The organism is Caulobacter segnis ATCC 21756, assembly GCF_000092285.1.
Lineage (GTDB): Bacteria > Pseudomonadota > Alphaproteobacteria > Caulobacterales > Caulobacteraceae > Caulobacter > Caulobacter segnis.
In genome coordinates this window covers 1,720,049-1,743,340 of the sequence record NC_014100.1, presented here as the reverse complement: position 1 = coordinate 1,743,340, position 23,292 = coordinate 1,720,049, and the positions used below count along the sequence as shown (strand labels likewise).

The window sequence follows — 23,292 nt, the reverse complement described above, 5'->3', positions numbered from 1 at the left end:
CGGAGGCGCCCGTGCGATAGCTCAGTTGTTCGCCACCGTCGACTTCACGATCGGCGCGGTCGCCGGACCCAGGCCGTTCTTAAGCTTGGCCTCGGCCGCGGCTTTCTGCTTCTCGGTCGGTTCCAGGCTCAGCACGCGCCGCCACTGGAAGGTCGCCTCGGTCTTGCGGCCAACGCGCCAGTAGGCGTCGCCCAGATGGTCGTTCACATCGGGATCGCCAGGCTCCATCTCGGCGGCCGCCTCAAGCTTCTCAACGGCGGTCTTGTAGTCGCCCAGCCGGTAATAGGCCCACCCGAGGGAGTCGAGCATGGCGCCCGACTGCGGCCGCGCGTCGACCGCCTTCTGCACCATGGCCAGCGCCTCCTTCAGGTGCTCGCCGCGATCGATCCAGGTGTAGCCCAGGAAGTTCAGCAGCTCGGGCTCGTCGGGATTGAGCTTCAGCGCCGCCTGCAAGTCGCGCTCGGCCTCGGGCCAGCGCCCGCCTTGCTCCAGAGACACCGCCCGCAGATACAGCAGACGCCAGTCCGGCGAGGCCGCCTCGCCCGCGATGAGCGGGTCCAGCACGGCGACCGACTCGTCCCACTGCCCGCCAGAGCGCAGCAGGTCAGCCAGAGCGACCTGGGCGTCTCGGTTGTTCGGAGCGGCCGCCGCCGCGGCGCGCGCCACCTCGAGCGCCTTGGCCTTGTCGCCGAGGTCGTTCAGCGACCAGGCCGTCTTGGTCTGGGCGGTGACATAGTGGGTCGAGGTCGGCGGGACGTGCGAGAAGGCCTCGATCGCGCCCTTAGAATCCTCGTTCTGGTTCATCAGGTCGCCCAGCAAGACCCAGGCTTCGTCACGGGCCGGGTCCAGCCGCAACGCCAGGCGCAGATAGGCCTGGGCGAACTGGACCTGACGCTCGCCGGCGAAGGTCGCCGCGCAGGCGATCAGGCCCTCGGCCGCGCCTTGGCGGATCGTTGGCGCGGGCGGCGGCGCGCCCTTGGCGGCCGCGCGAGCTCGGGCGCGCAGCAGCCCCAGGTCGTTTGGCGCCGCGCGCAGAGCCGCGTCGTAAAGCGCCACGGCGTCGGCGTGACGCTTGCGGCGCTCCAGGAATGCGCCGTAGTCGAGGGTGAAGATGCTCGCGGTGGTCGCGTTCGAGGTCAGGGCCTTGTAGTCGGTCTCGGCCTCGTCGTAGCGCTTGGCCCGCTCCAGCAACCGCGCCTGGCCCTGCTGGCCGAAGAACTGCACCAGCTTGTCATTACGCAAGGTCGGCTGGACCACGGCGCCGTCCTTATCGCCCGCCAGGGCGGCGGCCCACGGAGCCAGCAAGGCGGCGGCCTGCTGATGCGGGAAGCCCGGCGGGGAGCTCGTCAGCAAGGTCTGAGCGGTCTTGCCATCGCCCACGGCGATCGCCTCGATCACGCGAGTCAGGACGCTGAGCCGTTTGACGGCCTCAGGCGTATCGGCGGCGGTGGGCGCGACCGCGGCGGCGCGGGTGATGTCTCCAGCCAACAGCAAGGCCGTGAACGCGCGCTCGCCGATGACGCCCGGATCGTCGTCAAGCGTCGCGGCCGTATCGAAGAAGGTCGCCGCCTGCTTGGACTGGCCGTCCCGCAACGCCGCCTGCCCGGCCAAGAACTGGCCATAGGCGCTGCGCGTGTCGAACAGCGGCGAGCCCAGCGCGATGGGACCGCGCATGGTGATTTCGCGGGGTGTGCTGGAACAGGCGGCCAGAGCGGCGAGGGAAACGCAGGCGAGGAGGACTTTGATACGCGTCATGGCCCGCACCCTCGGAGGTTTCGAGGCGGTCCGCAACAAAAAGCCTCCCGGCCTAAACCGGGAGGCTGTCGGGCGCGCCGGGCGCGGTCCTCACATGTTCGGATAGTTCGGTCCGCCGCCGCCTTCCGGCGTGGTCCAGACGATGTTCTGCGACGGATCCTTGATGTCGCAGGTTTTGCAGTGGACGCAGTTCTGCGCGTTGATCTGGAAGCGCGGATCGGTCCCTTGCTCGTTGTAGAGCACCTCGTAGACGCCCGCCGGGCAGTAGAGGCGCGCCGGCTCGCCGTACTTGGGCAGGTTCACAGCGATCGGGATCGACGGATCCTTCAGCTTCAGGTGCGCCGGCTGGTCTTCCTCATGGTTGGTCGCCGACAGGAAGACGCTGGACAGCTTGTCGAAGCTGATCACGCCGTCCGGCTTGGGATAGACGATCGGCTCGTAGTCCTTGGCAAGGCCCGTCGAGGCCGCGTCGGTCTTGTCGTGCTGCAGCGTGCCGAAGAACGAGAAGCCGAACAGGTGGTTGGTCCACATGTCCAACATGCCGAAGGCGCCGCCCAGGGCCGTGCCGAACTTGCCCAGCAGCGGCTTGGCGTTGCGGACGACCTTCAGCTCCTTGGCCACCCACGACGTTTCGTAGGACGCCTGGTAGGCGGTCAGCTCGTCGCTGGCGCGGCCGGCCTGGACGGCCTCGAACGCGGCCTCGGCGGCCAGCATGCCGGTCTTGACGGCGTTATGGCTGCCCTTGATGCGCGGCACGTTGACGAAGCCGGCCGAGCAGCCGATCAGCGCGCCGCCCGGGAACGTCAGCTTCGGCACCGACTGATAGCCGCCCTCGGTGATCGCCCGCGCGCCGTAGGCGATGCGCTTGCCGCCTTCCAGGTGCGGCCGGACGGTCGGATGCTGCTTGAAGCGCTGGAACTCGTCGAACGGCGACAGCCAGGGGTTCTTGTAGTTCAGGTGCACGACGTAGCCGATGGCCACGTAGTTGTCCCCGAAGTGGTACATGAAGCTGCCGCCGCCGGTCTTGCTGTCCAGCGGCCAGCCCGTGGTGTGCTCGGCCAGCCCCGGCTGGTGCTTCTCGGGCGGGACCTGCCACAGTTCCTTGACACCAATGCCATATTTTTGAGGCGACTTGCCCTCATCCAGCTTGAACTTGGCGATCAGCTGCTTGGCCAGCGAGCCGCGCACGCCCTCGGCGATGAACACGTATTTGCCGTGCAGCTCCATGCCTGGCTGGTAGTCCGGCTTGTGGTGGCCATCCTTGGCGATACCGACGACGCCGACGACGACGCCCTTCACGGAGCCATCCGCATTCCAGACGAGGTCCGACGCCGCGAAGCCCGGATAGATCTCGACGCCCAGCTCCTCGGCCTTGGTCGCCAGCCAGCGGGTGACGTTGGCCAGCGAGGCGATGTAGCAGCCGTGGTTGTGCATGAACGGCGGCATGGCCCACATCGGCAGGCTGAGCTCGCCTTGCGGGCCCAGCAGCTTGAAGCGGTCCTTGGTGACCGGCGTTTCGAGCGGCGCGCCCTCTTCCTTCCAGTTCGGGAACAGCTCGGAGAGGCCCTTGGGATCGATCACCGCGCCCGACAGGATGTGGGCGCCGACTTCCGAGCCCTTTTCCAGCAAGGCGACCGAGATGTCCGTCCCGGCCTTGGCGGCCATCTGCTTGAGCCGGATCGCGGCCGAGAGCCCCGCGGGACCGCCGCCGACGATCACGACGTCGTATTCCATCGACTCGCGTTCGAGGTCTTCGCTCATGGGATCTCCCGGCTAGGCCCTACGGCCCGTCTTATGGCTGTTTGAATCACAGCTTATCCGAACGTGACGCGGAGGCGGTCAAGCGTCCGCCGCATTTTTTCGCTGCGCCGCAGCGTGGATAAGGGTCTTCCGACGCTACTCGGTTCCGAATTCGGTGGGCGCCCACGCCAAAATCACTGACTTTTTCGCCCGTCCCGCTTTATGACGGTGACATGAGCCCCGCCGTCGATCAACGCGCCGTCGAGAGCCTGCTGGCCTTCTGGGCCGACGCAGGCGTCGAGGTCTCGTACGCCGACGCGCCGATCGATCGCCTGGCCGAGGGCGTGGCGATGCTGCGGGCCAAGAGCCAGCCCCCGCCGCCCCCGCCGCCGACGCGCCCGGGCCTCGCCGCGGTGCGCGGTCCGGACGTCGGCGCGGCGATCGCCGCCGCCAAGGCCGCCGCCGCGGCCTGCCAGGATCTCGACAGCCTCGCCGCCGCCATCGCCGCCTTCGACGGCTGCGCGCTGAAGACTCAAGGCGCCAAGCAGGCGGTGTTCTCGCGGGGCGTCGCCGACGCGCCGCTGATGATCATCGGCGAAGGCCCCGGCGCCGACGAGGACGCCCAGGGCGCGCCGTTCGTCGGTCGAGCGGGCAAGCTGCTGGATCGGATGCTGAAGGCCGCGGGCCTGGAAGGCCGCGTCTTCATCACCAACACCGTCTTCTGGCGGCCGCCCGGCAACCGCACGCCCACGCCGCAGGAGCAGGCCGTCTGCGCCCCCTTCGTCGAGCGCGCCATCGCCCTGGTGAAGCCCAAGATGCTGCTGCTGGCCGGGGGCGCCTCGGCCAAGGCGATGCTCAAGCGCGACGAGGGCATCCTGTCGATGCGCGGGCGTTGGTTCGAGTGGCTGTCCGAGGACAAGGCCACCGAGCTGCCCGCTATGCCCACGCTGCACCCGGCCTTCCTGCTGCGAACGCCGGCCCAGAAAAAGAAGGCGTGGCAAGATCTTCTGACATTAACCGAACGGCTTGATCGGCCCGAGCGCCCCCACTAGAAGTTTCCCCTGTCAGTTGAACGGGGACGCGCGACTTCGGGGGCGCGCGGATGCTTTTTGCAGCTTTGGACTCGCGCTCTGGCCGCGCTTTCGGCCGTCTTGCTGTGCTTCACGGTCGCGCACGCCAGCGCGCTCGAACCGCTGTCGCAGGACGACGCCCGCGCCTACCGCGCCGCGTTCGCCGCCGTGGACCGGGGCGACTTCGACGCCGCCGAGGCCGCCCAGGTCAACGCCCGCGACCGCAGCCTGACCGGGCGCTTGGCCTTCGCCAAGCTGATGCATCCGACGCTCTATTCTGCGCGCTATGACGAACTGAGCGACTGGCTCGAACGCTATGCCGACCAGGCCGGCGCGGAGCGGATCTACGCCCTGGCGGCCAAGCGCAAGCCGACCGGCAAGCGCGTCTCGCCGCCGCCCGTCCCCGCGCTGTTCGTCCTGACCGATCGCGGTCCGCCGCCCGCCGACAAGGGCCGCGCCGCCCGCGAGGCCTACTACTCCGGCGACATACGACGCGCGCTTTCGCTGGCCGTCGCCAGCGGCGAGCGCTGGATCGCGGGTCTCTCGGCCTACCGCCTTGGCGACGCCGACAAGGCGCGGAGGTTCTTCGAGCAGGTCGCCGACGACCCCAACCAGGACGAATGGCTGCGCGCCGCCGGCGCTTTCTGGGCCGCGCGAGCGGCCAGCCAGGCCGGCGGCGAGGATCGCGCCCGCCAACTGCTGGTGAAGGCCAGCGCCGCGCCGCACACCTTCTACGGCATGATCGCCGCGCGACAGCTGGCTCTGGCGGGCATGGCGATGCCGGACGACGTCGAGGATCCGATCGCGGCCCTGATCACTCGCGCCTCGTATTCCGGGCCCGACAGCGCCTCGCTCGATCGTCTGCTGCGAACCGATCCGCGCGCCCATCGCGCCGCCGCCCTGGCCCAGATCGGCCGCTGGCGAGAGGCCGGAGAGGAACTGCGCGCCGGCCTCTCGCTAGCCGACACCGAGACCCTGCGCGGCGACTGGACGACCCTGGCTCTGGCGCTCAACGCCAACGCGCCGCTGAACGCCGGCCGCCCCATGCGCCGGGTCGGCGGCGAGGACTATCCCCTGCCCGCCCTCGAGCCCATCGGCGGCTTCACGATCGACAAGGCCCTGGTCTATGCGCTGGTGCGCCAGGAAAGCCGCTTCGACCCAACGGCGGTCTCGAACGCCGGCGCCGTCGGATTGATGCAGGTGATGCCGGTCGCCGCCGCCCGCGCCGCCGGCGACGACAAGCTGCTGGCCGACACCACGCCGCTGTTCGATCCGGCCTTCAACCTCCGGGTCGGCCAGGATTATTTCACCTGGCTAATGGATCGCGGCCTGCAGAGCCCCGACATCCTGCGCGCCGTCGCCGCCTATAATGGCGGGCCGGGAACCCTGAACCGCACCCTGCAGCAGCTGGGCGCCGACTGCGACAGCCTGCTGCTGATCGAGAGCCTGCCCTTCCTGGAGACCCGCAACTACGTCGAGAAGGTGATGGCCAGCTACTGGACCTATCGCCGACTGATGGGCGCCGAGAACCGCACGCTCGACGCCGTGGCCAGCGGTGCGCGCCTCGTCGACTTCCGCCTCGATCCCAAGGTCCAGCAGGTCACCTCGATCGGGGAGTTGGTCAGCGGGCTGCCGTAGGGCGGTTAGTACGCCAGCCGGCGCGCCTTCAGCGTCTTCGCTAGCGCCCGCTCGTCGCCAGCGCTCGTCGGCCAGTCCAGCCGACGAACCAGGACGCCGTGCAGGCGTCGCGTCAGCCAACCGCCGGGCGCAGCCAACGCCGCCGGCGTTCCGCCTGCACCGGCCAGATGCTTCTCGACGGGCTCGCGCCAGCCCTCGCGCAGCGCGGGCGCCGCGCGCAGCGTGAGAATCCAGTCCCCCCGCGCCGCCGCCGCCGCTGCCGCAAAGCAGGCCGCAGCGTCGCCTTCGACCTGGACCAGGCGCGCGCCGCTATCCTCGACCAAGGCCTCGACGCCTGGTTCCGAGACGCCCGCCAGGAGCACCTCCTTGACCAGTCCATCTACGGCGGCGGGCACCAGCATGGCCATCTGGGCGGCCAGGCCCTGCAGGTCGTCGGAAGCAAGCAGTACGACGGAGATCATGCTCCCTGCTTCGCCACACGACGGCGTGGGGTCAAGCGGCAAAGCGTTCGCCTAACCGAACAAGTCCATCTGCGCGCCGCCCAGCACGGGCCGCTTGAACTGGCTGCAGTCCAGCGGCGTCCACGGCTGATCCAGGCCGAACTTCTTCACGGCCAAGTGGAAGCGCTGGCGCAGCACCTCGGCCACCGGCCCCTCGCCCGTCATCCGCTCGCCCCAGCCCGCGCGATAGGTCTCGCCGCGCCGCACCTGGCGAACCAGCGACATCACGCGCCGCGCGCGGTCGGGGTGGTCGGTTTCCAGCCACTCCTCGAACAATTGGGCGATCTCGCGCGGTAGCCGCAAAGCGACATAACCCGCGCCGCGCGCGCCGGCCTTGGCCGAAGCCTCCAGCACCGCCTCGACCTCATGGTCGTTGAGGCCGGGTATGGCCGGAGCGAACATCACCGTCACCGGCACGCCCGCCTCGGTCAGCCGCCCGCACCGCCTCGATCCGCTTGCCGGGCGTGGCCGCTCGGGGCTCCATGCTCCGGGCCAGCTTGCGATCCAGCGTGGTGATCGAGATCGCCACCCGCGTCAGCTTCCGCTCGGCCAGTCGCGCATAGATGTCGAGGTCGCGCAGGATCAGCGCCGACTTGGTGATGATCGTGAACGGATGGCCGTAGCGCTCCAGCACCTCGATCACCTGTCGCGTCACGCGCAGTTGCTTCTCGTCGGGCTGGTAGGGATCGGTGTCGCCGCCGATGTGGATCGTGGCGGGCGTATAGCTGGCCTTGGCCAGCTCCTTCTCCAGCAATTCGCCGGCGTGCGGCTTGAAGAATATCTTGCTCTCGAAGTCGAGCCCCGGCGAAAGCCCCAGATAGGCGTGGTTAGGCCGGGCGTAGCAGTAGATGCAGCCGTGGCTACAGCCGCGATAGGGATTGATCGAGCGGTCGAAGCCGACGTCGGGGCTCTGGTTACGGGCGATGATCGTCCGCGACTTCATGGGCTGAAGCTCGGTCTTCAGCTGCTTGGGCTCTTCCTCCTCGCCCCAGCCGTCGTCGAAGGCCTCGCGCTCGAGCGCCTCGAACCGTCCCGTGCGGTTGGATCGCGCGCCGCGTCCCCTAGGAACAGGGCTATTGGGAACCGCGCCCTTGATGTTCGTCGCCTGAGCCATGATTGGATCATGGCACGCGATTGGAACATTTCAAGAACATTTACGGCGTGCGCTCATCTCGCGGGAGGCATCCTGGACCTGAGATCAAGTCAGGAGAACAGCTGACAGCCCACTGACCCAGCTTGCCTTTCGCCCAGCGCTTCAGGCGCTGTGTGAGGTTTTCCCCGCCTCGGCGGCGATCCGGTCCAGATAGATACGGATGCTGGCCGCCTCGGCGGCGGTGTTGGCCAAGGCGATGGCCCGGTCGAACGCCTGGCGCGCCTCGTCGCGACGTCCGGCTTGAAGCATGAACGCGCCTCGCGCGCCGTGATAATGGAAATAGCCATCCAGCCGCGCACTGAGCGGCTCGATCATGGCCAGGGCGGCCTCGGGCCCACGCACCTTGGCCGTCGCCACCGCGCGGTTCAGGGTGATCACCGGCGAGGGCTGCATGATCTCCAGCGTAGCGTAGAGCTGATCGATGCCGCGCCAGTCAGTGTCCTCGGGACGCGGCGCCCGCGCATGCAGCGCGGCGATGGCCGCCTGCACCTGATACGGCCCTGGAGAACGCTTGAGCATCGCCTTGTCGATCAAGGCGAGCCCCTCGCCGATCATCTTGCGATTCCAGAGACTTCGGTCCTGATCCTCAAGCAGGATGGCGGTTCCGTCAGGGGCGAAACGCGCGTCCGACCGAGCGTGCTGCAACAGCAGCAAGGCGGTCAGCCCCATCATCTCCGGCTCGGCCGGGAACAGCCGCAGCAGCAGGCGCGCCAGCCGGATCGCCTCGTCGCACAGCCCGCCCCGGGCCTCGAGCGCCCGGCCGCTGGCCGAATAGCCCTCGTTGAACACGAGGTAGATCATCGCCGCCACCGCCGCGAAGCGCTCGGTGCGCTCCACAGGCCCCGGCGCTTCGAATGGCGCATCACCCGCGCCGATCCGGGCCTTGGCGCGGGTGATCCGCTGCTCCATGGCCGCCTCGCCGACCAGGAAGGCGCGGGCGATCTCGCGGACCGACAGGCCCGACACGATGCGCAGCGCGAGCGCGATCTGCTGGGTGGCCGGCAGGTCGGGATGGCAGCAGATGAACAGCAGCCGCAACACGTCGTCGCGATAGTGCGAGCCATCCAGGCGCTCGGCCGCCTGGGCCTCCGCGTCCTCCAGGTCGGAGAGCAATTCCTCCGGCGGCAGCGGCGCGTTGCGGCTGGTCTTGCGGACCGCGTCGATGGCGGCGTTGCGGCCGACCATGATCAGCCAGGCGGTCGGGTCGCGCGGCGGGCCGTTCTTGGGCCAGGCCTTCAACGCGCGCAGGCAGGCGTCCTGGAACGCCTCCTCGGCCGCGTCCATGTCGCGGAAGTAGCGCAGCAGCGCCGCCATGGCCTGGGGCCGAGCGGCGACGACCGCGCCCTCGATCCAGGCCAAGTCTGTCATGCGCCGGCCTGCCCCGGCTGGAACAGGGCGATCGGCCGGATCTCGTACGAGCCGCCGGGATTGGCCTTGCCCAGATCCTTGGCGATCTCCAGCGCCTCATCCAGCGCGCCGCAGTCGACGACGTAGAAGCCCAGCAGTTGCTCCTTGGTCTCGGCGAACGGACCGTCCAGCACCAGCGGCGGATCGCGGTCCTTGCGCAGGGTCGTGGCGGCCGTGGTCGGCATCAGGCGGGCGACCGGACCCAGCCGGCCTTCCCGCGCCAGTCGCTCCTGGACGACGCCGAGCTTTTCCATGACGGCGTCCTCCTCGTCCTTGGACCAGGACCAGACGACGTCTTCTTGGTTGTAGCAAAGAATGGCGTAGAGCATGGCGATCCTCGTTCCTCCCTAGGACGGAAGACTATCGCCGCTTCCGACACCCGGCCGAGACTTTTCTAGCAGCGCCCGCAGGCGACGCCGGACCGGCTCGTCATAGAGCTTCAGCACCGCCCAGGCGCAGACGATGATCACCGGGATCGCCACAAGGGCGAAGCCGATCGGATAGCCCTTGCCGCCGATGGCCCGGAAGCCGCGCAGCATCAGCTCCCAGCCCAGCCAGTGCAGCGCGTAGAGCGGATAGGAGATCGCGCCCGACACTCGACAAAGCGAGCCCAGTCGCCCCGCCGGATCACGCCGCCCCGCCAAGACCATCAACGGAAAGACCACGCTCACGCAGACAAAATCGTAGAGCCAATTCAAGGGCGTCCACGGGAAACTCATCACGGCCGCCAGCACGATCGCCAGCAGCCAGACCGGCGCGCTCCAGCGCGTGAAGGCCTGGATGCGATAGCAGCCCCAGCCCAGCAGGAAGGCGAAGATGGTCCGCAGGAAGCTGATCACGAAGGTGCCGCGATCCCAGCCGGTCAACACGCCGCCCATCCCGTGGGCGACATAGAGCATCACCGGCAGCAACAGCACGACCATCAGCACGTGGCCCATCACGCCAAGACGCCGGATCGGGAACCAGACCGCCCCCACCGCCAGCTCGAAGAACAGCGACCAAGCCGGCGGATTCAAAGGAAAAAGCGGCGAGAAGCCATCGTCGCTCGTCCAGGCGCGCGGGATCATCAAGAGACCCAGGCCCAGCCAGCCCGGCACGCGCTCGCGGTGCTGGATGATCACGGTGGCGCCCAGCAGCATGGTCAGGGCGATCAGCGGCCACAGCCGGATCAGCCGCTGACGCATGAAGCCCAGCCAGCCGATCTCGCGCCGGCCATAGGCGTGGGCCAGCACGAAGCCTGACAGGCAGAAGAAGAAGTCGACGGCGAGGTAGCCGTGCGGGACCAGGCCATGCCGGCCTGTCCAGCTGCCGATGTGGTAGAGCATGACGCCGACGGCCGCGACGCCGCGCAGGCCGTCCAGCGCCTCGAACCGTCGCCCTGCCTCGTAAGCCGCCAAGCCCCCGCCCCTGCTTGCCGTCAACGCGTGAAGACGCCGACCAGCTCGATGTGCGGCGACCAGACGAACTGGTCGACCGGCAGCACCTTCTCCAGCCGGAAGCCGGCCTCGACCAGCGCGCGGGCGTCCTTGGCGAAGGTGCCAGGATTGCACGAGACGCTGATGACCTTGGCGACCTTGGACTTGGCGATCTCGACCGTCTGCTCGGCCGCGCCGGCGCGGGGCGGATCGATCACCACGACGTCGGTCTTGGCCAGTTCCGTGCTCAGCACCGGCCTCCGGACGAGGTCGCGCGCCTCGGCGTGGATCGGCTTGAGGCCTGACGTCGAGCCCATGGCCGTCTTTAGCGCCTCGATCGCCGGCGCGCTCATCTCGGCGGCGTGCACCGCGCCGATCTCGGCCAGACGGAAGGTGAAGGTGCCGACGCCGCAATAGAGATCGGCGAGGCGGCTGGCGCCCTGCGCCTCGGCGACGGTGAAGTCGACCATGGCGCGCTCGGCCGCCGGTACGGCCTGGAGGAAGGCGCCGGGCGGCAAGGCCACGACCGCCTGCCCCAGCTTCACCAGCGGCTGGCGCGCGCCATAGACGGTCTCGCCGGCCAGGGTGACGCGGGCGAAGTCGCCCTCGCTCGCCGCCATGGCCGCCCTCATGCGGGCGTCGGCCGACAGGCCGCCGCTCTTGCGCTCGACGCCGGTCACGTCGATGTCGAGGCCGGTGCCCGTCAGGGTGACGTGCAAGGTCGGCGCGGACTTCGGATGCTCCAGGAAGGGCTCGGCCAGGCGCGCAAGCGCTGGCAGGGCCGCCACGAGGCGCGGATCGGTGACCGGGCACTCCTTAATCGGCACGAGGCTCCAGGAGCGACGCTCCTTGAAGCCCAGCAGCGCGCCGGCGCCCTTGGGCCCCTTGCGGGCGTGCAGGGCGACACGGCGGCGCGAGGCCGGCGGGGCGGCGAAGGTCGGGAGGATCTCGGTCTCGAGGCCTTCCATCGACAGCTGCAGGCGGACCTGCTCGGCTTTCCAAGCGAGATAGGGCTCGGCCGCCCAATGCTGCAGAGCGCAGCCGCCGCAGGTTCCGAAGTGGCGGCACGGCGGCGTCACGCGATCGGGGCTGGGGGCCAGGATCTCGGCGACCTCGCCCCGTGCGCCTTCCATGTTGGCCAGCACCCGCTCGCCAGGCAGGGTCAGAGGCACGAAAGCCGCGCCCTTGCCCTCCGCGTTGCGGGACAGGCCGTCGCCCTGGGCGCCGACCGCGTCGATCGTCAGTTCTCGCATCTCGTATCCGTTTCGACGCCGAGAATGGATCGCCCGGCGCGCAAGGGCCGTCCATACCGCGTGGGAAGGAAGCTGAATACCTCGGTCAGGCGCCGTTCATGTTGGCCACGCCATAGCTTGACCAACGGACGGACCGGGGCTCGCCCCCAAAATGACAAGCTCTCTCATGACCATGACCGCCACCAAGAGCAGGACCACCACGATGAAGACCGTTCTGGGCGTCACCTTCGCCCTCGTCTGCGGCGTTCTCACGCCGACCCTGGCTTCGGCCCAGGCCTATGGCTCGGGCGGCGCCTATGACCAGAGACCCTACTACGATGAGTGCCAGCGCTCGACGACGCAGCGCGGCACGGGCGGCGGCCTCGCCGGCGCCGGCATCGGCGCGGCCATCGGCAGCGGCATCGCCGCCAAGGGCGCGCGCACCGAAGGCGCGGTCCTGGGCGGCCTGCTTGGCGCGGTGATCGGGACCAATGTCGGCAAGCACTCGGCAGCCTGCACGCCCGGCCGCGCTCCGCCGCCCCCTCCTCCTCCGCCGCCGGTCGCCTACAACGAGCCCCCGCCTCCGCCGCCGCCCCCTTCGTACGAGGACACGCGCCGCGACGCCGAACGCGACAGCTACTACGAACGCACCTACGAGCGCCAAGAAGGCTATCGCGTCGCCGATCGCCCGAAGGCCGACATGAACGGCTGCACCCTGGCCGAAAGCCCGATCTACCTGCCCGACGGCCGTATCCAGAAGCGCTTCGTGCGCGTCTGCCCGGACGCCAACGGCAAGTACCAGGTCGTCGACTAAAACGACCTTCTGTCTTGTGGAAGACGATCGGCCGTTCTCTCGGGAGCGGCCGATTTCTTTTCTAGCGCTTCGTCGCCCAGACCAAGCGCTCGATCTGGCCCTCGCCCCCGGTGATCGGGCTTTCGGCGAGACCCTTCACCGACCAGCCCGCACTCTCCAGGAAGTCGACGATCTCGCCCTCGACGCGGGCGATGACCTCCGGGTCCTTGACAAGCCCGCCCTTGCCGACGTTTTCGCGCCCGGCCTCGAACTGCGGCTTGATCAGCGCCACGAGGTCAGCGCCCGGCACCGCGAGCCCCAGGGCGGCCGGCAGCGCCTTGGTCAGCGAGATGAAGCTGACGTCGCTGACGACCAGCATCGGCGCTTCCGGGATCGTGCCGGGGTCCAGCGCCCGCGCGTCGACGCCCGACAAATCCACGACCCGATCGTCGGCCTTCAGCTTGGCGTGAAGCTGATCGCGGCCGACGTCGACGGCGAACACCTTGGCCGCCCCGCGCGACAGCAAGACCTCGGTGAAGCCCCCCGTGGAGGCGCCGATATCCGCCGCGATACGTCCCTCGACCGGGATCGGCCAGAGATCCAGAGCGTGGACCAGCTTCAGCGCGCCGCGCCCAACCCAAGGGTGAGCGGCGGCGGCGACGATCTCGGCGTCCTCATCGATGCTTTCCGAAGGCTTGGCGACCACTCGGCCAGCCACGGCCACCCGCCCCGCCTCGATGGCCGCGCGGGCCTTGGCGCGGCTGTCGAAGACGCCCCGCTCGACGAGCAGCTGATCGATGCGCTTGCGGGCCACGACGCCTCCCCGAAACCGAAGGGCCGCCCTTTAGCACGGGGTTGCGGTCAAGGTCTCTTCCAGGCCAACTTAACGGCGATCACCGGCGCGTCAGACGCCGGCCAATGGGAGTGAACAATCCATGCGTTTCAGCCGTCGCGGTCTTTTGGCCGCCACCGCCGCGATCGCGGCCGCGCCTTCGGCCTTCGCCAAGCCCAAGTCGTCCGCCGCCCCCGCGCCGTGGACGCCCGACGCCACCGAATTGGCGGGCCGAGTCAGCCGCAAGGAGGTCAGCGCGGCCGAACTGGTCGAGGCGGCGATCCAGCGGATCGAGACGCTGCAGCCGCAGGTCCAGGCCCTGGTCGCCTCCGACTTCGAGCGCGCGCTGGACAAGGCCAAGACCGGAAAGCTCTCCGGCCCGTTCGCGGGCGTGCCGTTCCTGGTCAAGGACCTGGATCCCTACAAGGGCCTGCCGACGCGATATGGCACGCGGGTCACGCTTGGCGCCAAGCCCGACCAGGAGCAGACCGCCTATATCGACGCCTTCGACGCGGCCGGCCTGATCACCTTGGGCAAGTCGGCGACGCCCGAATATGGCTTCCTACCGACGACGGAGCCGATGGGTTTCCTGCCCACGCGCAATCCCTGGAACACCAAGCACTCTTCGGGCGGCTCGTCCGGCGGCGCCGCGGCGGCCGTGGCGTCGGGCATGGTGGCGATCGCCCACGCCAGCGACGGCGGCGGCTCGATCCGCATCCCGTCGGCCAATTGCGGCCTCTTTGGCCTGAAGCCCTCGCGCGGGCGGATGATCCCCAACCGACCCAGCAGCTGGGGCATCGACCTGTCGGTGTCGCACGTGCTGAGCCACAGCGTCCGCGACTCGGCGGCCATGTTCGCCGCCACCGAGCGGACGGACGGCGCGGCGCCATTCAAGCCGATCGGCATGATCGGCCAAACTCTGAAGAAGAAGCTGAAGGTCGGGCTTCTGATGAACGGCGGCACGGGCCTGGCGCCGGACCCGGAGGTGCGGATCGCCGTCGAGAACGCCGCCAAGCTGCTCAGGGATCTCGGTCACCGGGTCGAGCCCACCGCCCTTCCGATGGACGGCGCGCAATTTGGCCAGGACTTCACCGTGCTGTGGGCCAGCGGCGCGGCCGAGCTGGTCGCGGGCGTCGCCAAGGCCATGGGCCGCAAGCCCGACGCCAGCGCGCTGGAGCCGTTCACCTTGGGCATGGCCGAATTGGTCGGCAAGCTGCCCAAGGACGCCTTGTCCGCAGCCATGCAGCGCCTGAACACGACGATCGGCGCCTATGACACCTGGCTGACCCAGTACGACGTCATCCTCTCGCCGATCCTGGGCAAGCCGCCTGTCGAGCTGGGCTATGTCGCCGGCTGGGTTCCGTTCGAGGAGCTGCAGGCGCGGCTGATGGCCTATGTCGGCTACACCCCCGTGCAGAACGTCGCCGGGGCGCCGGCCATGAGCGTTCCGCTGCACTGGACGGCCGGCGGCCTGCCGGTGGGGGTGCAGATCGCCGGACGCGCCGGCGGCGAGGCCCTGCTGTTCCAGTTGGCCTATCAGTTGGAGCAGGCCCAACCCTGGGCGCACCGGAGGCCACCGGTCAGCGCTTAGGTCTCCGCGGGGCGCTCAGGCGCCCCGCACCCGCGCCTGAACGTGCTCAAGCATCTCCGCGATCAGGTCGAAGTCCATCGCCTCCGGCCGTCTCCAGCGCACGCAGCCTTTGCCGTGATCGACGCCCGCGAGGCGATCGGCGTGGGCCTCGAGCGCCGACTGGCCGGCATAGAGGGAGATGTGCTGTTTCTGGCTGTTGAAAGCGATCCACGGCAGCTTGGGCGGACCATAGGCCGGCATGCCGAACGCCATCAGTTCGTGCTCCGCCCCGAACGTCCGGAGACAGAGCGCCCGCAAACGGTCCAAGGCCGGGCGACGCTCGGCCGAGACTTCCAGCATGAAGTCGTCCACGCTCGTCGCCTTGGACTGGACCATCTTCGCGCCTCCCGCGGGGCTACCCTTCCACGAACACCTTCTTCAGCTCGTTCTTCATGATCTTGCCGTTGGCGTTGCGTGGCAAGGTCTCGTGCCAGAAAACCACCTTCACCGGGACCTTGAAAGCCGCCAGGCGGTCGGCGACGAAGGCGCGCAGCTCGGCCTCGGAGGCCTCGGCGCCAGGCTTCAGGGTGACGACCGCCGCCGGCTCTTCGCCCAGCGTCTTGTGCGGGACGCCCACCAGGGCCGCGTCCATGACCGCCGGGTGGTCGTAGAGGCAGTTCTCGACCTCGATGCAGTAGATGTTCTCGCCGCCGCGGATCAGCATGTCCTTGGCGCGGTCGATGATGAAGCAGAAGCCCTCGGCGTCGAGGCGCGCCAGATCGCCGGTGCGCACCCATCCGTCGACGAAGGTCTGGGCGGTGGCTTCGGGCTTGTTCCAATAGCCGCGCACGACCTGCGGGCCCTTGCACCACAGCTCGCCGACCTCGCCGATCGGCAGTTCGCGATACGGCGCCTCGACGGTCATGATCTTCAGATCCGTGACCGGCACGGCGGGGCCGCAGCTGTCGGGACGGTTTTCATAGTCCTCGGCCGAATTGCTGGTCGCCGTCGCCGAGGTCTCGGTCATGCCCCAGCCGTTGCCGGGCGAGGACTTGGGCCAGATCTCCTTGATCTTGCGCACGAGCTCCGGCGCGGACGGCGCGCCGCCATAGGCCACGGCCTCGATCGAGGAGAGGTCGTACTTGTCGCGGTTGGGATGCTCGATGATCTGCCAGGCGATGGTCGGGACGCCGCCCATCTGGGTCACAGCCGCTCGTCCTGGATCACCTGCATGGCGCGCTCGGGATCCCACTTGCGCATCATCACCAGCTTGGCGCCGGCGAACAGCGACGGGTTCAGCACGGCGAAGCAGCCGGTGGCGTGGAAGAACGGCACCGACAGCAGCGCGCCCTTCTGCGGTGCGCTAGGATCGGGCTGCGGCGGCGCTTCGCCCCGGCGCAGGAAGGCGCGGGCCGACGCCGCGGCGGCGGCGAAGATGTTGCTGTTGATGTTGCGATGGGTGGCGATCGCGCCCTTGGGCTTTCCCGTGGTGCCCGAGGTGTAGAAGATCGTGGCGTCGTCGTCGGCCGTCAGTTCGCCCGCCGGCAGCGGCTTGGCCTCCAGCGCCGCCCAGTCGTTGGCGCCGCCGATCACCGCCTCCAGATGGACGACGTAGGGGTGGCTGATCTCTTCGGGCGAACGGCTGACATAGACCCGCTGCAGCTCCGGGCAGTTGTGCAGGTGTTCGGCCAGGCGCTCGTAGCGCTCGACATCGACGATCGCGACCTTCGCGCCGGAGTCGACCAGGCCGTATTCCAGCTCCGGCCCCGTCCACCAGGCGTTCAGCGGCGTGACGATCGCGCCCAGGCTCAGGCCCGCATAGAAGGCCACCGGCCATTCGGGCACGTTGCGCATGACGATGGCGACGCGGTCGCCCTTTTGCACGCCAAAGGCCTGCAGCTCGGCGGCCATGTGGGTGACGGCGCGATAGAAGGCCTCGAAGCTGACCCGCTCGTCCTCGTGCACCATGAAGATCTTGTCGCCGTGGGAGCGCCCCATCAGCAGCGTCTCGCGCAAGGTCGGCGGAGCGTTCTTCCAGACCCGGGTCTTCACGCCCCGGATCTCGACCTCCTCCATCTCGCCCGGCGTCCCCGGCTGGGTAATCAGCGCATAGGCTTGCTGGACCGACATGGCGGGCCACGGAATGGGTTTGGCGGCGGCGGCCTGGGTCATGATGCTTACTCTCCCGGTGTGTCGCGCCTTTTTGAGCGAGCGCGTTCATCGCCCAGAGAGCACAGCCGGAAGCCGGATGCAAACGTGCGTTTGAGACCAGGAGATCGCTGATAAGTTACAGGCCTAGCCAGGCTGCTTTTTGAGCTTTTCCAGCCATTGGACGGCGTTCTTGTTCGCGGGATCCAGCGCCAGCGACTTACCATACGCCGCGATCGCCGAAGCGGTGTCTCCGTTCGCCGCATAGGCCTCGCCGAGACTATCGAAGGCATTGGCGCTGGTGGGGTTGAGGTCTGCGGTCAGCTTCAACACCGCCAGGGCCGAGCGCGGCTTGCCGAAAGCCAGCAGGCGGTAGCCCCAGTCGTTCAGCTCGTGCTCGTCGGCAGCGAAGTTCCGGTTGGCGGCGCGAAACCTGGTGATCGTCGCGGCCGGATCGAGACTCTCCTGCCCGGTCAGCGCGGCGCGGAGCGCTGGGACGCCAATGAGGGTCATGCCGGGGATGAAGCCCTGCGCGATCTCGTCGATCAGGTCCTCGGGCGTAGAGCCGGCCAGATTGGTCAGGATCACCACCCCGACCTTGTCGTCCGGATAGAGATAGACCGCCGAGCGGCTGCCGCCGGTCATGGCCACGGCCCGGTGCGCGGGCCGGTTCAGCACGAGCCATCCCATGCCCCACTGGCCCAGCTTGCCGTCATTATAGGCGACCGGCGTCCACATCACCGCCTTGCTCGAGGGCCCTAGCAGCGCCTCGCCTTGCAGCGCGATCAGCCAGCGGGCCATGTCGTCGGCGGTGCTGACGATACCGGCGGCCGCGCGGTGCAGCGGCGAGAAGATCTCGGTTCGCGCGGTCGGCTGGTCGGGCTGGGCCTTGCGATAGCCGTACGACACCACCCGCCCGGAATCGGCGTCGCGCGTGTCGCCGAAGCCGCTATGGCTCATGCCGGCCAGGGCGAACTGCTCGTCGGCCAAGGTGGCGTCTCGCGGTCGGCCACGTAGGCCGTTGATGGCCATCTGCACCAGCGCATAGTTGGTCTGGTTGTACTCGAACCGCTCGCCGGGCTGGAACCGGATCGGCTTGACCAGGGTCGCGCTCCAGGCTGCGCTTCCATCTCCGTCGCTGTCGTCAAAATCCGGCAGACCAGAGGTATGGCTGAGCAGGCGACGAACCGCGATACCCCGCCAAGTCTCCGGGAGGCCGCCGACATAGGTTCCGATCGGCGCGGCCAGATCCAGTCGCCCGGCCTCGACCTCCCGCATGGCGGCCACGCCCGTGAAGGCCTTGGTGATCGAGTTGATCGGAAACCGGGTCGCCGGCGTCACCGCCGTCCCGTTGGCGAGATCGGCTACGCCGTAGGCGCGAGACATCACGATCTTGCCGTCCTTGACCACGGCGATCTGCAGACCCGGTATGTGCTGCTCGGCCATGGCGCGGCGGACGATCGCGTCGGCGCGCTCGACGGGACTCTGCGCCGCCTGGGCGGTGGCCGCCAAGCCCAGCATTAACAGTCCAAGACCTAGAGCCTTCACGGTCGCATCCCTCTATTTTCGAGCAGGAGGAGACCAGCCAACGGCGGCATGGCCCAGTTAATCCTTGGTCATGAACCCGCCCTGGACATCGCGTCTCCCAAGGCCGATGACCCTGGCCTCGCCTTGCCGTGTCTGGAGTGTCGTCATGCCCGAGTCCCCGCTGTTCCCCGATCGCGAATTCGCGGCCTTCCTGTTCGACATGGACGGCACGATCCTGACCTCCATCGTGGCGGCCGAGCGGGTCTGGGCGAACTGGGCGCGCAAGCACGGGTTGGATGTCGAGGCCTTCCTGCCCACCATCCACGGCCGCCGCACGATTGAGACGATCGCCGGTCTGGAGCTCGAGGGCGTCGATCCGGAAGTCGAGGCGCGGGCGGTCACTGAGGCCGAACTCGAGGACGTCGAGGGCATCGACGCGATCGAGGGCGCGGCGGCGTTCCTGGCCGGGCTGCCGGCCGATCGCTGGGCCGTTGTGACCTCAGCGCCGCGCGCCCTGGCCGAGCGGCGGATCACGGCGGCCGGCCTGCCCCTCCCCGCCGTCATGGTCGCCGCCGAGGACGTCGCGCGCGGCAAGCCGGCGCCCGACTGCTTCCTGCTGGCCGCCCAGCGCCTAGGCCATCCGATCGCCGACTGCCTGGTGTTCGAGGACGCCCCCGCCGGCATCGCCGCCGCCGAGGCGGCGGGAGCCAGCGTCGTGGTGGTCACCGCGACCCACAGCCATCCCCTGGAAACGCCGCATCCCGGCATTGAGGGGTACGGATCGCCGAAGGCGACGGCAGACGGCGCGCTGAGCTTCTAGACAAATCCGCCTTCCCAGGCCTTGTGCCTGGGACCCAGCGTTCAGCCGTTCGGACATCAAAAAGGGCGCGCCCACGATGACGCGCCCTCTTCTGCAATATCGAACCTAGCCCGCCCCATGGGTCCTCGCCACAAGGGCAAGGAAGGCAGCTTTAGGTCGCCTTTACCCCACCGACTCCAGTCGGCTGAGCGCGGCTTCCAGCTTGGCCTTGGCGGCTTCTGCTTCGGCGAGGCGCTCGCGGTTCTCCTCGACGACCTCTTCCTTGGCGCGGGCCAGGAAGTCGGGGTTGCCGAGCTTCTTGTTGACCTTCTCGATCTCGCCGACGTGGCCGGCGATCTCCTTGGTCAGGCGCGCCTTTTCGGCGGCCAGGTCGATGAAGTCGGCGATGGCCAAGGCGCCGGTCGCCTCGCCCATCACGATCGGGACCGAGCCGGCCGGCGTGGCGTCGGCCTCGCGGGCGCTGTCGAGACGCGCCAGGGTCAGCAGCAGGTCGCGGTGGCGAGCCAGCCGGGCCTTGGTCTCCGCGCCCGCGCCGACGACGGCCAGCGCCGGCTTGGCCGACGGCGGCACGTTCATTTCGGCGCGGATCGAGCGGATCTCGCCCACGGTCTCGACCAGCCAGCCGATCTCGGCCTCGGCCTCGGCGTCGATCCAGCTTTCCGGCAGCTCGGGCCACTGGGCCGAGATCAGCATGCTCTCGCGGGCCGGGCCGACGAATTCGGCGGTCTTCTGCCACAGCTCCTCGGTGATGAACGGCATCACCGGGTGCAGCAGCTTCAGGATCACGTCCAGCGCCCAGGCCGCGGTGGCGCGGGTCTCGGCCTTGGCCGCCGCGTCGTCGCCGTTCAGGATCGGCTTGGCCAGTTCCAGGTACCAGTCGCAGAAGACGTTCCAGACGAAGCGGTACAGAGCGCCGGCGGCCTCGTCGAACGACGGAGCCTCCAGGGCCTTGGTCACCTCGGCGACGGTCTTGACCGTCTCGCCGCGGATCCACTTGTTGATCGGCTGCTGGACGGTGGCCGGGTCGAAGCCCTCGACGCGGACGCACTCGTTCATCTGGGCGAAACGCGAGGCGTTCCACAGCTTGGTGCCGAAGTTGCGATAGCCCTCGATGCGCTGCTTGGAGAGCTTGATATCGCGCGCCTGACCCGACATCGCCGTCAGGGTGAAGCGCACGGCGTCGCAGCCCAGTTCGTCGATCAGGATCAGCGGATCCATCACGTTGCCCTTGGACTTGCTCATCTTGGCGCCCTTCTCGTCACGGACGAGGGCGTTGATGAAGACCTGCTTGAAGGGCGCTTCGCCCATGAAGTGGATGCCCATCATCATCATCCGGGCGACCCAGAAGAAGATAATGTCGAAGCCCGTCACCAGGGTGCTGGTCGGGTAGAACTTGGCGAGGTCGGCCGTCTTCTCGGGCCAGCCCAGGGTCGAGAACGGCCACAGGGCCGAGCTGAACCAGGTGTCGAGGACGTCCTCGTCCTGGGTGAGGACGACGTTCTCGCCGAACTGGGCCTTGGCGGCGGCGTAGGCGGCTTCCTCGGTCTCCTCGACGAAGATCGCGCCGTCCGGACCAAACCAGGCCGGGATACGGTGGCCCCACCAGAGCTGGCGCGAGACGCACCACGGCTCGATGTTGCGCAGCCATTCGAAATAGGTCTTCTCCCAGTGCTTGGGCTCGAAGACGGTCTCACCGCTCTCGACCGCCTTCAGCGCCGGCTGGGCCAGGGTCTTGGCGTCGACGTACCACTGGTCGGTCAGGAAGGGCTCGATGACCACGCCCGAACGGTCGCCGTGCGGGACCATGTGCTTGGTCTTCTCGATCTCCTTCAGCCAGCCCTCTTCCTCGGCGCGGGCGACGATGGCCTTGCGCGCGACGAAGCGGTCCAGGCCGACGTACTCGGCCGGAACGTTCTCGTTCAGCTTGGCCTCGACCGTGAGGATGTTGATGGCCTCCAGCCCGGCGCGCTTGCCAACGCCGAAGTCGTTGAAGTCGTGGGCCGGGGTGATCTTCACCGCGCCCGAGCCCTTGGTCGGGTCGGCGTAGTCGTCGGCGACGATCGGGATGCGACGGCCGACGATCGGCAGGGTCACGAACTTGCCGACCAGGCTCTTGTAGCGCTCGTCGTCGGGATGAACCGCGACGCCGGTGTCGCCCAGCATCGTCTCCGGACGCGTGGTCGCCACGACGATGTAGTCGCGGGTCTCGAACTGCGTCGGCTTGCCATCCTCGTCAAAGGCGATCGGGTGCTGGTAGGTGACGCCGTCGGCCAGCGGATAGGCGAAGTGCCAATAGGCGCCGTCGACCTCCTTCTGCTCGACCTCGAGGTCGGAGATGGCGGTCTGGAACTGCGGGTCCCAGTTGACCAGGCGCTTGTCGCGATAAAGCAGGTTCTGCTTGTAGAGCTGGACGAACACCTTGCGGACGGCGGCCGACAGGCCCTCGTCCAGGGTGAAGCGCTCGCGCGACCAGTCGCAGCTGGCGCCAAGCCGGCGCAGTTGGTTGGTGATGGCGCCGCCGCTTTCGGCCTTCCATTCCCAAACCTTGGCGACGAAGGCGTCGCGCCCCATGTCGCGGCGGCCGATGTTGCCGGCGGCGGCCAGCTGGCGCTCGACGACCATCTGCGTGGCGATGCCCGCGTGGTCGGTGCCCGGCAGCCACAGGGCGGCCTTGCCGCGCATGCGGTGGAAACGGGTCAGCACGTCCTGCAGCGTGTTGTTCAGCGCGTGGCCGATGTGAAGGCTGCCCGTCACGTTCGGCGGCGGGATCACGATGACGAACGGCTCGGCGTTCGGATCCTCGACGGGCTTGAAGGCCCCGGAGGCCTCCCAGGCGGCGTACAGGCGGGGTTCGACGGATTTGGGATCGAAGGTCTTTTCGAGCATGGCGGTGGGGATATGCCATCTGCGGCCCGCTCGGGGAACCGGCGGGGCCTGGATTTGTGAGGTAATTCGCAACGAAAAAGGCGGTCGCCGGGGCGACCGCCTCGATTATCCGAGTTCGGAGGAGGCCTAGACGCGACCGCGAGCGATGCGCTGGACTTCTTCCTCGACCTTGGTCTCGACGATGCGCGGCAGGTTCTGGTCCAGCCACTCCTTGAGCAGCGGACGCAGCAGCTCGCGTACGACGTCTTCCAACGTGCGGCCGTCCTTGGGCATCAGCAGGGCCGAGCTCAGGCTGCCGAACGCCGAGGCGGCGGCCGAGGCGGCCGTTTCACCGACCAGGTTGTCGGCCGCTTCGTCACGATCGAAGGTCGGGGCGGCGGGCGGCGGGGCCGGCTCAGGCTCCGACGGCGGCGGCGAATAGACGTCGATGTCACCGACGGTTTCGAGCGGCGGCTCCGCATCAAGCTCAGCGTCGGGCTCGATCGGATCGGTCAGTTCGAGAACGTCTTCACCGTCGCCTTCGGCGGCGAAATCCATACCGGCCGGCTCGGCGTCGAGCAGAGGTTCCGGCTCCAGTTCGGCCACGGGGGCCTCCTCGGCCGCAGGCTCCGCCGGCGCGTCATCTTCTGAGATGATGCGCCGGATGGAGGCGAGGATTTCCTCCATCGTCGGTTCTTGAGAGCTCTGATCGGACATGTGCGGGGGCCGTCGTAAGAAATACGAATCTGTACGCGCGTCGCCGCGCGTTAAACCACGATGGTGCAGACTTGCGCAGGTTAAGCAAGCTTAAGGATAAGCCGTGGGCT

Annotated in this window: 17 protein-coding genes and 2 pseudogenes; 5 read left to right on the top strand and 14 right to left on the bottom strand. The window is 68.6% G+C overall.

Annotated elements, in window-relative coordinates:
* Nucleotides 1–21 precede the first annotated feature (21 nt).
* Both CSEG_RS08200 and CSEG_RS08195 read right to left on the bottom strand, forming a co-directional pair.
* Nucleotides 22–1,755: a tetratricopeptide repeat protein gene (locus tag CSEG_RS08200; RefSeq protein WP_013078775.1), complete on the bottom strand. Its 1,734-nt coding sequence runs from the start codon at nucleotides 1,753–1,755 to the stop codon at nucleotides 22–24.
* A 90-nt stretch (nucleotides 1,756–1,845) separates the two neighbouring features.
* Entirely contained in the window at nucleotides 1,846–3,516 is a 1,671-nt protein-coding gene (locus tag CSEG_RS08195) for an electron transfer flavoprotein-ubiquinone oxidoreductase (RefSeq protein WP_013078774.1), read from the bottom strand.
* Nucleotides 3,517–3,728: 212 nt separating this feature from the next.
* On the opposite strand from CSEG_RS08195, the gene CSEG_RS08190 reads away from it, so the two are divergent.
* Together CSEG_RS08190 and CSEG_RS08185 are read left to right on the top strand one after the other, a co-directional pair.
* On the top strand, nucleotides 3,729–4,547 hold the full coding sequence (locus CSEG_RS08190) for a uracil-DNA glycosylase (protein ID WP_013078773.1): 819 nt from the start codon (nucleotides 3,729–3,731) through the stop codon (nucleotides 4,545–4,547).
* 57 nt (nucleotides 4,548–4,604) lie between these two features.
* The gene (locus CSEG_RS08185) at nucleotides 4,605–6,203 is read left to right on the top strand and encodes a lytic transglycosylase domain-containing protein (protein WP_013078772.1); all 1,599 of its coding nucleotides are present in this window, start codon (nucleotides 4,605–4,607) and stop codon (nucleotides 6,201–6,203) included.
* Between the two features lie 5 nt (nucleotides 6,204–6,208).
* Here CSEG_RS08185 and CSEG_RS08180 read toward each other — a convergent pair whose 3' ends face one another.
* The 6 genes and pseudogenes from CSEG_RS08180 to CSEG_RS08155 form a co-directional block, all read right to left on the bottom strand.
* Nucleotides 6,209–6,664 (bottom strand): hypothetical protein, encoded by a 456-nt coding sequence (locus tag CSEG_RS08180; protein WP_013078771.1) that lies wholly within the window; start codon nucleotides 6,662–6,664, stop codon nucleotides 6,209–6,211.
* Between the two features lie 51 nt (nucleotides 6,665–6,715).
* A pseudogene (locus CSEG_RS08175) lies at nucleotides 6,716–7,817 on the bottom strand (PA0069 family radical SAM protein).
* Between the two features lie 141 nt (nucleotides 7,818–7,958).
* On the bottom strand, nucleotides 7,959–9,224 hold the full coding sequence (locus tag CSEG_RS08170; RefSeq protein WP_013078770.1) for an RNA polymerase sigma factor: 1,266 nt from the start codon (nucleotides 9,222–9,224) through the stop codon (nucleotides 7,959–7,961).
* Complete coding sequence (locus CSEG_RS08165) at nucleotides 9,221–9,592, bottom strand: YciI family protein (RefSeq protein WP_013078769.1); 372 nt, start codon at nucleotides 9,590–9,592, stop codon at nucleotides 9,221–9,223. Before CSEG_RS08165 ends, CSEG_RS08170 begins: the two co-directional genes overlap by 4 nt.
* Nucleotides 9,593–9,610: 18 nt before the next feature.
* The gene (locus CSEG_RS08160) at nucleotides 9,611–10,684 is read right to left on the bottom strand and encodes an acyltransferase family protein (RefSeq protein WP_053463734.1); all 1,074 of its coding nucleotides are present in this window, start codon (nucleotides 10,682–10,684) and stop codon (nucleotides 9,611–9,613) included.
* Nucleotides 10,681–11,931: a class I SAM-dependent RNA methyltransferase gene (locus CSEG_RS08155; RefSeq protein WP_013078767.1), complete on the bottom strand. Its 1,251-nt coding sequence runs from the start codon at nucleotides 11,929–11,931 to the stop codon at nucleotides 10,681–10,683. The genes CSEG_RS08160 and CSEG_RS08155 overlap by 4 nt, the downstream gene beginning before the upstream one ends.
* 166 nt (nucleotides 11,932–12,097) lie before the next feature.
* Here CSEG_RS08155 and CSEG_RS08150 point away from each other — a divergent pair, with 166 nt between their 5' ends.
* Entirely contained in the window at nucleotides 12,098–12,724 is a 627-nt protein-coding gene (locus tag CSEG_RS08150; RefSeq protein ID WP_085953989.1) for a hypothetical protein, read from the top strand.
* A gap of 61 nt (nucleotides 12,725–12,785) precedes the next feature.
* On the opposite strand, the gene CSEG_RS08145 is transcribed toward CSEG_RS08150, so the two are convergent.
* Nucleotides 12,786–13,517 carry a TlyA family RNA methyltransferase gene (locus CSEG_RS08145; RefSeq protein ID WP_013078765.1) on the bottom strand — a complete coding sequence of 244 codons (732 nt, stop codon included), beginning with the start codon at nucleotides 13,515–13,517 and terminating at the stop codon, nucleotides 12,786–12,788.
* A 121-nt stretch (nucleotides 13,518–13,638) separates the two neighbouring features.
* Between CSEG_RS08145 and CSEG_RS08140 the strand changes: the two genes are divergently transcribed.
* Entirely contained in the window at nucleotides 13,639–15,126 is a 1,488-nt protein-coding gene (locus CSEG_RS08140) for an amidase (protein ID WP_013078764.1), read from the top strand.
* A gap of 15 nt (nucleotides 15,127–15,141) precedes the next feature.
* On the opposite strand, the gene CSEG_RS08135 is transcribed toward CSEG_RS08140, so the two are convergent.
* From CSEG_RS08135 to CSEG_RS08125, 3 genes and pseudogenes are all read right to left on the bottom strand, one after another.
* Nucleotides 15,142–15,501, bottom strand: coding sequence for an iron chaperone (locus CSEG_RS08135; protein ID WP_013078763.1), 360 nt, complete (start codon nucleotides 15,499–15,501; stop codon nucleotides 15,142–15,144).
* 19 nt (nucleotides 15,502–15,520) lie between these two features.
* A pseudogene (locus CSEG_RS08130) lies at nucleotides 15,521–17,277 on the bottom strand (class I adenylate-forming enzyme family protein).
* 123 nt (nucleotides 17,278–17,400) lie between these two features.
* Entirely contained in the window at nucleotides 17,401–18,774 is a 1,374-nt protein-coding gene (locus tag CSEG_RS08125; RefSeq protein ID WP_013078762.1) for a serine hydrolase domain-containing protein, read from the bottom strand.
* A 172-nt stretch (nucleotides 18,775–18,946) separates the two neighbouring features.
* On the opposite strand from CSEG_RS08125, the gene CSEG_RS08120 reads away from it, so the two are divergent.
* Entirely contained in the window at nucleotides 18,947–19,600 is a 654-nt protein-coding gene (locus CSEG_RS08120; protein ID WP_013078761.1) for an HAD-IA family hydrolase, read from the top strand.
* A gap of 162 nt (nucleotides 19,601–19,762) precedes the next feature.
* Here CSEG_RS08120 and CSEG_RS08115 read toward each other — a convergent pair whose 3' ends face one another.
* Together CSEG_RS08115 and popZ are read right to left on the bottom strand one after the other, a co-directional pair.
* Nucleotides 19,763–22,486: a valine--tRNA ligase gene (locus tag CSEG_RS08115; protein ID WP_013078760.1), complete on the bottom strand. Its 2,724-nt coding sequence runs from the start codon at nucleotides 22,484–22,486 to the stop codon at nucleotides 19,763–19,765.
* Between the two features lie 126 nt (nucleotides 22,487–22,612).
* Nucleotides 22,613–23,182: a pole-organizing protein PopZ gene (gene popZ / locus CSEG_RS08110; protein WP_041538241.1), complete on the bottom strand. Its 570-nt coding sequence runs from the start codon at nucleotides 23,180–23,182 to the stop codon at nucleotides 22,613–22,615.
* Between the last annotated feature and the right edge of the window lie 110 nt (nucleotides 23,183–23,292).